This window comes from Roseibium sp. (genome assembly GCF_025698965.1).
Taxonomy (GTDB): domain Bacteria; phylum Pseudomonadota; class Alphaproteobacteria; order Rhizobiales; family Stappiaceae; genus Roseibium.
Genome location: NZ_JAILWL010000263.1, coordinates 1 through 9,003 on the forward strand (window position 1 = coordinate 1; position 9,003 = coordinate 9,003).

Here is a 9,003-nt window from a genome sequence, read left to right on the forward strand (position 1 = left end):
GTTTTATAGACAGCCGGATTTTTGACTACATAGCTGCTGGCCGGTTGGACGAGCACCTTTTCCTTCACCGTGCTGTAGACCGCAGGACTGCGCACGGCGACCTTGGAAGCCGGTTGAACGAGTACCCTTTGGCTGACGGTTTTGTAAACGGCAGGATGCTTGACCTTGCAGAGCGTCTTGCGACCCTTGATCATGCGGTACTCCCAGCCGATGCTGGCCGGTTGCACCTGAACTTGCCTGTGCCGTGTCTGATAGACGGCCGGTGAAGTGCGGTACGAAACACGCTCGGCCTGCACCAGAACTTTACGGTTCTGATAGGCATAGACCGCAGGCTTCTTCACAACGCGTGAACTGCCGGGATGAACAAGAACCTGCTGCTGTACCGTCTTGTAGACAGCCGGGACAGTCGCCTGTTGATAGCAGGAAAGCGCTTTCCCGCCGGCAAAAGCTGATGTTGCAATAATCGGACTAAGGACCAGCGCGCAAACCGCGCTCCAGAAACTGTGACGCATAATACTTCCCCCAGTCTGGTGTGGAGTAATTCCCCACAACCTGACTTTAGGGAAGAAACTCAACGGGTTAAAGCAAAAAAGTTAATACCTGTTAAGAATTGCTATCCAGCGCAGCGGCGGGCTCCTCATCTGCCCGCGCATTTTTCTCATAATCCGTGTCTTCGTTGATGATGTGTCGGGCTTCTTCCGGCACCCATTCTCCCCAACGCGGCTGCAATTGATGGTCGACGGAAACACGGTCATCAAAGACAAAGCACTCGCCCTTCCAGAGGCTGTTTTCCTCCGGCACCTTTTCCAGATAGTTCAGGATACCGCCTTCCAGATGATAGACGTCATCAAAGCCGTTTTTCAGCATCCAGGCGGTTGCCTTTTCACAACGGATGCCACCGGTGCAGAACATGGCAACCTTGGGTTTTTTCTGCAGCTCTTCCTGCCCCTCGACCCAGTCCGGGAATTCGCGGAAAGACTGCGTCTCCGGGTTGAGCGCCCGCTCGAAGGTGCCGAAGGCGAATTCATAGTCGTTACGGGTATCGATCACAATCACATCCGGATCGGATATGAGGTCATTCCAGTCTTCCGGTTTGACATACTCGCCGACGATCTCGTTCGGGTCGATATTGTCGACCGCAAGACGTACGATTTCCTGTTTCAAGCGCACCTTCATGCGTTTGAACACGTGACGATGCGTCCAGGCTTCCTTGTGGGTCAGTTCCTTGAGCCGCGGATCGGAACGCAGATGTGCCAACACTTCACGCACTCCGGCCTCAGGACCGCAGATTGTGCCGTTGATACCTTCCGAAGCAAGCAGCAGGCTACCGCGTACATCGCGTTCTACACAAAAAGCCTTGAGCGGATCACGCATCGCTTCAAAGTCATCGAGCGGCGTGAACAGATAAAGAGCGGCAACAAGAAATTCGTTCATCAGGCTTGTTCTTTTTCTTCAGGAGAGCGCGAAGTCAACATGGCGCCACGGGTCGACGAGCGACCGATTGCGCCCTCTATACAGCCACTCGCCCCTTGATGAAAAGTCCGCAGTTTCTCGGACCCATTCATGAGCGCTCACCTGCTTCTACTGGTTCCGTCCTTAAACCTGAGAGAAAGTTCTTCCGTCATGACGCCAGTCTCACCCTTAGACACCGCGTCAAACACGCAAATTATAGTGTCACGATTGCCTTGATCAGGGTTCCTCTGTCTTTTGCCAATTCCGCAAAACAGCCTGCAAATTTTTCAAAAGGGATTTTCACGGAACACAAGGCTCCGGTGTCGATCTGCCTGTTCCGGATCGCCTGCATAACGCACTCGAAGTCCTGCCTTGTCGCATTGCGGCTGCCAATGATCTGGGACTCGCGCTTGTGAAATTCAGGATCATCGAAACTGATGGTCTCCTTCACCACGCTAACGAGCACATATTTGCTGCCATGAGCCAGCAGCGGAAACCCGGCTTCTATTGCCCGGCTGCTTCCCGTTGCATCAAATACGACATCAAAACCATCAGCCAGGGATCCTGTGAGAATATCGCTTCCAACCAGATGGGTGTTGGCGAATCCAAACTGGTCTCTTGCCTGCGCGAGCCTGGCTTCATTCAGGTCCAGAAGATGAACTTCCGCGCCCTCGAGCCTAGCAAACAAGGCGGTGCCTATACCAATAGGTCCCGCCCCCGTCACCAGAACCCGGTCGTTGCAGGTCAGCCCCGCCCTGCGAACCGCATGTGCCCCGATCGCCAGAAACTCCACCATGGCCGCCTGAATTTCCGTCAGGTCCGACGCCGCATATAGATTTGATGACGGAACAGCCACTCGGGAACAAAGACCGCCATCCCGATGTACGCCCAAAACTTCAATCCGGCTGCAGCAATTCGGCTTGCCTTTCCCGCAGGCCCGGCATTCACCGCAGGACAAATATGGATTGATGACAACCAGGTCGCCGGCCACCCAGTCGCCGCTATCATTCACGATCCGGCCGCTGAGTTCATGTCCGATCACGCGCGGGTAATTCAAAAACGGGTGTTTACCTTCAAGAACGTGATAGTCGGTTCCGCATATTCCAACGGCAGCAATATCAACAAGAACCCAGCCCTCCGGTGCTGCCTCCGGCAAATCGCGGCTTTCAATTCTGAAAACACCAGGTTCGACCACCACACCGCATGCCATTGCAATCGCGGCAGACTTCTGCTTCGACTGCTCAATGTTCATTGTTTTTTTCCTGGCTGCGTGGAACCCAGTCGTGCGGAAGTTCTCCCTTGATAATCAGGCTGAGCACATCATCCTTGGTCACGTCTTCGATGCGGTGAGACCCGACATCCTTGCCCTTGTTCATCACGATGACACGATCGCAGAGTTCAAAGACGTCGTGCATGTCGTGACTGACCAGCAGGATGCCAATGCCTTCGGCCCGCAGCTTCTTGATGAGTTCACCAACCATTGCGGTTTCAGAAGGCCCGAGCGCTGCTGTCGGCTCGTCCATGATCAGAATTTTCACATCAAAATAGATGGCGCGTGCAATCGCGATGACCTGTCGCTGACCGCCGGACAGGCTGCTGACGGGATCGTTCAGGTTCTTGAAATTGGGATTGAGCTTTTTCAGGACACGGACCGTCTCCGACATCATTTTCGCATCGTCCAGATTGCCGATCCGGGTTTTCAGCTCACGGCCGAGAAACAGATTTGAAGGTGCGTTGAGATGATCCGCCAGCGCCAACGTCTGGTAGATTGTTTCTATTCCCAGATCCCTCGCGTCATGCGGATTTTGAATGTCGGCTTTGTCGCCGTGGACCTTGATCGAGCCTTCATTCGGGATCATCGCACCGGACAGAATGCGCATCAGACAGGATTTGCCGGCCCCATTGTGCCCAAGAACTCCGACAACTTCGCCGGGATAGAGATCCAGTGAAACGCCGTTGACGGCACGAATGCCACCGAAGTGCTTTTCTATGTCGATCATCTGCACCAATGGTGGCTCAGATTGAGGTTGCAGGTTCATAATCCGAGTCCTGTACGGTCAAAAAAGTGCCGGGAACCCGAGGTGGAACAAAGGTTCCCGGCCGAGTTATGTGGGATCAGTAAAGAACGTTCTGCACCGACGGGTGATCGATATTGTCCTTGGTTGCCAGAACCACGCCGGTATCGATGAAGTTCGGAACTGTTTCGCCGTTCAGAAGCTTCATGATGGCCTCGACACCCTTCTCACCCATCTGGAAGGAGCCCTGAACCGCGGTGCCGGCAAGCGTTCCATCGCGCACGAAGTCCTGAAGATCGGCATTGCCGTCAAATCCGAGTGCGGTCAGGCTGCCAGCCTTGCCAGCCTGGACAATGGCCCGGCCCATGCCGATGGCTGTCGGCTCGTTTGCTCCGAAAATACCTACAAGATCTTCATTTGCCGCCAGAATATCAGTCGTCTGGTTAAGCGCTGTTGCCATCTGGGACTGAGAATAAAACGGTCCGACGATTTCGATATCGGACTTCTCGTTGATCCGTTCGACGAAGCAGCCGACCCGGCCGACTTCAGAACCGACACCCGCGACATACGACATGACGGCCACCTTCCCTGAGGTACCGACCTCGGACATCATCTTTTCGGCAACAAGCTGACCGGCTGCGCAGTTATCCGTCGACAGGAAAGCCTGGTAATATTCCTTGCCGTGATCCGCCAGTCCGCTGTCAATGATAACGACCGGAATCTGGGCTTCGAACGCTTTTTTGACAGCCGGAACCAGGGCTTCAGGGTCGGATGGCGCCAGCACGATACCGGCAACACCGCGGTTGACCGCGTTTTCAACCAGGCTCACCTGATCGGCGATGGCGGATTCCGATGCCGGGCCGTTGAAGGTCATGGTATGGCCTTCCTGGCCTTCAATCGCCGCACTCGCTCCCTTGTTCACATTCTGCCAGAAATTCGAGTTCGTCGTCTTTACGATGACAGCGATCTCACCTGCTTGAGAGGCAACCGTGGAGAGTGCCAGTGCACTCACCATCATCGCGGTCGAAATCAGCTTCTTCATAGTGTTCTCCTCCGTTTGAAGATGCTTTTGTTGAATGTTCCGGCTTGTCAGCGCCGGTTTCGGACCTGATCGACATAGACCGCCAGAATGACGATGACGCCGATCACGATTTGCTGGATGAAGGCGGACACACCCGCCATGTTCAGGCCGTTGCGTAGAACGCCGATGATGAAGGCACCGATCATGGTGCCGGATATATTGCCAACACCGCCCATCAGCGATGCTCCACCGATTACGGCAGCTGCTATGGCATCGAGCTCATACATGACGCCCTCATTGGGCTGCACCGTCACCAGGCGGGACATCAGGACGTTCCCGGCAAGGCCGGCCAGGGCACCTGAAAGCGTGTAGGCAATCATTTTGGTGCGATCGACCAGAACCCCGGAAAGACGCGCGGCCTCTTCGTTGGAACCGGTGGCATAGATATGCCGGCCGGTTTGACGCCGGTTCAAAAGATAGGCCGCAACAAATGCAACAATCGCAAGCAGGATGACCGGATAGGGAATGCCCGGAAAAACGACCTTCGGAAAAATTCCGCCGGTTTTCTCGACAATCCGAAGCAGGGAACCATTGCCCAGCGCGCCGAAAGATTCACCAAGGCGAGATATTGGCGCTGCGCCAGTCAGCTGAAGCGCCAGACCTCGCGCAATCAGCATCATTCCCAGCGTTGCGACAAAAGGCGTGATGCGCATCTTGGTGATGACAAAGCCATTGACCAGACCGCAAGCCGCTCCCGTGAGAACACCGATGGTCATGGCCGGTGCAACTGGAATTCCGGCCTTGACGCTCAAGCCTGTCATGACCCCCGAAAGCGCTAAGACAGACCCAACGCTCAGATCGATGCCACGGGTTAAGATAACCAGCGTCATACCGATCCCGAGCAGTCCGATCACCGATGTCTGCAACAGCACGGTCAGGCCATTATTGACCGTGAAAAACGCGTCGTTACCGAAGGAAAAGGCAAAGATCAGCAATGCCAGTGTCAGCAACGCGGTGAGTTTGTGAAACGAAGCGGCAGAAGGCTTGAACGTCCAGGACGCTGGCACTGCTCCCCTATCAAGATCCGCCATGTTTCCTCCCGGGCAGAAAATTGAATTTAATTATTAAAAACAATATGAGACTCAAAAACACACTCGTCAATTGTTTTTTATTTATTTATACAAAACAAAGAGAATTGTCCTGATTATTGGATGTGATAGGTTGCCTGTATGGCTCGAACTGACGACCGATTCCGAAGCGCTTACAACACGTTGCTGGATATATGCGGCAACATGGACGTAGGTGACCAATTGCCCGCCGAAACTGTGCTGGCCAACCGAATGGAAGTAAGCAGGACGATTGTTCGCAGCGCTCTTCAGAAACTGGATTCTGAAAATCTCATTCAATGGGAAGGCCGTCGCAAGACACTCGTTCGCAAACCCGAACTTGTCCATCGCCTGTCAACCGCTGAAAGTCCGCCGTCCAACGAGGAGCTGGAACAAAGCTTTCTTGAATGGATCCTGCGATTTGATGTGCCAGCTGGAACATCACTCAATGTTGCGCAACTTTCCCGGCAATTTGGTGTTCCCGCCCACAGTCTGCAGGAGTTTCTATCCGGATTGAGCCGCTTCGGTCTTGTCGAACGCCGCCAAAAGGGAGGCTGGATCCTCTCGGGCTTCACGGCAGACTTTGCCATCGAACTGTCCGAATTCCGTTTGGTTCTGGAAATGAATGCGGTCCAGCAGCTTTTGGCATTGCCTGAGGACCATGAAATCTGGGCAAAGCTCGAAATTCTCAGGGAAGAACACGAAGCTCTGAAGCAGGACCTGGCAAGCCGCTATCACGATTTTTCCATGCTCGATGGCAAGTTTCATGCAACCATCAACAGCGTGGTCAAAAACCGGTTTGTCGTCGAAGCTCAAAAGTTGATTTCGCTGATCTTCCACTATCACTACATGTGGGACAAACGGGACGAGCTGGAGCGGAACGCAGCCGCAATCGACGAACATCTCGACTGGATCAATGCAATGCTCGACAGGGACAACAAGCGTTCGCAAGCAGCGGCTCTCAAACACCTGCGCCGGTCAAAAGAAACGCTTTTGTCCTCACTCAAGGAACACAGGCTCGCTTAAACCGACTTTTCGGTTCCATGATCAAAAAGCCTGAGGCAATCTGCCGGCAGTTCCCGTGCAAGTGCGACAAGGTTTCGCTCCAGTGATGACACTTTTGCAGTCCCCATAAGAACAGACGCGGCGCTCGGGTGTCGCCGTGCGAAGTGAAGTGCAGCTGTCGGCAATGGTACAGCCAGGGCTTCAAATTGCCGCTTCAGAACAATTACCTTTTCCAGGATCTCCCGGGACGCCGGCTGATAGTCGTACCAGGCCCCCTCGACAGGACCTGTCGCAAGGATGCCTGAATTGAAAATTCCTCCGAGAACAAGGCTGGTTTCCCTAGCCCTGCAAACGTCGACCAGCTCGCTTTCGGCTTGCCGGTCCAGCAATGTCAGGCGGCCTGCAAGAAGGATAACGTCGAGCTCCGCCTGTTTCAGGATATCCAGGCAAACCCCGGTTTCGTTTACACCAAGACCGAATGCTCTGATCTTGCCGCGTTGCTTGAGGTCCTGGAGACGACCGATCCCCGAACCCAGCAATTGCGCCATATGGCGGTCATTGCGCGCGCCATGGGTATAGGCGCCTATGTCGTGGATATAGACGATGTCCACGTGGGTGACCTGAAGCAATTCCAGACTGTGCTCCAGAGACGCCTCCAGGCCATCTCCTGAATAGTCATACCGCACCGTGTTGGGAAGCGGGTTGATAAAGCCATCTGCCTCTTCAAGCGCAGGGCCCGGAGACAACACCCGCCCGACTTTTGTGGAAAGAACAAAGTCATCCCGGTTTTTCTGCTTCAGAAAACGGCCAAGGCGTTTCTCGGAAAGGCCACGTCCATAGTGTGGTGCGGTGTCGAAGTAGCGGATGCCCTCCGCCCAGGCCCGCTCCAGCACCGTGTTTGCTTCCTCGTCTGACACCATGCGCCCCATATTGCCAATACCGGAGGCGCCAAAGGCGAGATCTGTCACGAAAACATCGGTCTTGCCGATTTGCCGTTGTTTCATCATGCACTTGCCTCGGAACGAAAATTCGAAACACTTTCCAGACGTGGCATTTGAAGAGCAGGGTCAGCGACCCACGCCCATTTCAAAAACGCTGCAATCCGCCTCTGAATCTTTTCGGCATGGTTTTGGGCAATGTCGGAGAGCTTGTGGTCCAGAAAGGGATTCCGAAAACGGTCGATCGTCGTTGCCACATAAGCTTCGGCTTCGGCCTTGCGTCCGTGGGCGGCAAATGCCGGAACGACCTCACTGGCATAAAGGCTTTGCAGATCAGAAAGATTGTCCGGATGTTCCAGAAATTCCCGCACATATTGCGAAAACGGATCGCTTCCGCTCATCCAGCGGGACACCAGGTAAGTATGTCCAAGATTGAGAATGAAGAGCTTCAAGGTTTCGACCTGCTCCAGATCACCGACAACATGCACTGCCGCATGCTCGCAAGGCAGGATCAAACCGGGACGGTCTTCAATCGCCCAAAGAGCATACGGTTCCGCCACCGCCCCCGCCGGTTCAAGCGGCTCGGAGACAATCCGGTCCACCAGAGAGGAAACCCATAGCACGTTTGTATCGAGCCAGGAGAGGAAGGTATCGCCATAGATCTCCGCAATCGACCGGACAAGATCCCGCAAGAAGTCCCCGTTTTGCGGCACAAGTTCGGTCGGCATGATCTGCAACCGTCCGCCCCCGGCTTTAAACCTCTGGTTCAGGAACCATGTGAGTTTGGCCGGATAGGACATTTCCGCACGAAAGTCGGGAGACCTGTCGGCCATTTGGGGGCGAAACCCGGCATCGGCAGTATTGGACAGGATGATTTCCGCATCACTCGCGATGAGATCGGTCACCTCTGAGAGATTTTCCGGAAGGGAATAACCTCTTGTGATGCTGGTCACCCTCTTGCTGGTATTCACCAGTTTGCCCTGATCGATGCCCTTGATCTGAACTTCGTATCCCTCCGGCGCAGCCAAGGCCTGAGCCCGCTTTGAGCGCGAAGGATCACCACTGCTTTGAACAACTGCGACAGATCCAAGCGCCCTGCCCTCATTCAACGCCTCTGAAACAAAAAGATCCACGTGAGCCTGGAGAAAACGGCTGGTTCCGAACTGGACGATGGGTGTCGTTGTCATAGTGTTCCCTCTATTCAATATGTTTTTTATTATTAAGAACAAGTTCAGTCAAACAATTTCGGCAGGTTCCTGTTTGAAGTTTAAAATTCAATCACGAGAAACATGCAAACGGGCGCAATCCAATCGGATCACGCCCGCTATTGGCCAAAACCAAACAACAATAGGAAGAGGTTAAAGTGCAATCACTCAAAGGACTGCAGATACGCGATGACGTTCGCCACGTCTGCTTCCTTGCGCAAACCAGCGAAGGACATTTTGGTTTTCGGAACAACTTTCTTC

General features: G+C 54.1%; 9 protein-coding genes. 1 reads left to right on the plus strand and 8 read right to left on the minus strand.

Annotated elements, in window-relative coordinates:
• From K5905_RS19865 to K5905_RS19890, 6 genes are all read right to left on the minus strand, one after another.
• The coding region (locus tag K5905_RS19865; protein ID WP_297586889.1) for a hypothetical protein at positions 1-512 on the minus strand (512 nt) is incomplete at its 3' end.
• A 91-nt stretch (positions 513-603) separates the two neighbouring features.
• Positions 604-1,434, minus strand: a complete 831-nt coding sequence (locus tag K5905_RS19870) for a rhodanese-related sulfurtransferase (RefSeq protein ID WP_297586890.1) — start codon at positions 1,432-1,434, stop codon at positions 604-606.
• A 232-nt stretch (positions 1,435-1,666) separates the two neighbouring features.
• Positions 1,667-2,704 carry a zinc-binding alcohol dehydrogenase family protein gene (locus tag K5905_RS19875; RefSeq protein ID WP_297586891.1) on the minus strand — a complete coding sequence of 346 codons (1,038 nt, stop codon included), beginning with the start codon at positions 2,702-2,704 and terminating at the stop codon, positions 1,667-1,669.
• Positions 2,694-3,491, minus strand: coding sequence for an ATP-binding cassette domain-containing protein (locus K5905_RS19880; protein WP_297586892.1), 798 nt, complete (start codon positions 3,489-3,491; stop codon positions 2,694-2,696). The genes K5905_RS19875 and K5905_RS19880 overlap by 11 nt, the downstream gene beginning before the upstream one ends.
• 76 nt (positions 3,492-3,567) lie before the next feature.
• A complete protein-coding gene (locus K5905_RS19885) occupies positions 3,568-4,509 on the minus strand; it encodes an ABC transporter substrate-binding protein (RefSeq protein ID WP_297586893.1) in 942 nt (313 codons plus the stop codon).
• Between the two features lie 47 nt (positions 4,510-4,556).
• Complete coding sequence (locus K5905_RS19890) at positions 4,557-5,579, minus strand: ABC transporter permease (protein ID WP_297586894.1); 1,023 nt, start codon at positions 5,577-5,579, stop codon at positions 4,557-4,559.
• Positions 5,580-5,717: 138 nt separating this feature from the next.
• Here K5905_RS19890 and K5905_RS19895 point away from each other — a divergent pair, with 138 nt between their 5' ends.
• Positions 5,718-6,620, plus strand: a complete 903-nt coding sequence (locus K5905_RS19895) for a GntR family transcriptional regulator (RefSeq protein WP_297586895.1) — start codon at positions 5,718-5,720, stop codon at positions 6,618-6,620.
• Here the strand turns inward: K5905_RS19895 and K5905_RS19900 are convergent.
• Entirely contained in the window at positions 6,617-7,603 is a 987-nt protein-coding gene (locus K5905_RS19900) for an aldo/keto reductase (RefSeq protein ID WP_367186992.1), read from the minus strand. The two genes, K5905_RS19895 and K5905_RS19900, sit on opposite strands and share 4 nt — an antisense overlap.
• Positions 7,603-8,724, minus strand: a complete 1,122-nt coding sequence (locus K5905_RS19905; protein ID WP_297586897.1) for a mannitol dehydrogenase family protein — start codon at positions 8,722-8,724, stop codon at positions 7,603-7,605. The genes K5905_RS19900 and K5905_RS19905 overlap by 1 nt, the downstream gene beginning before the upstream one ends.
• Positions 8,725-9,003: the final 279 nt, after the last annotated feature.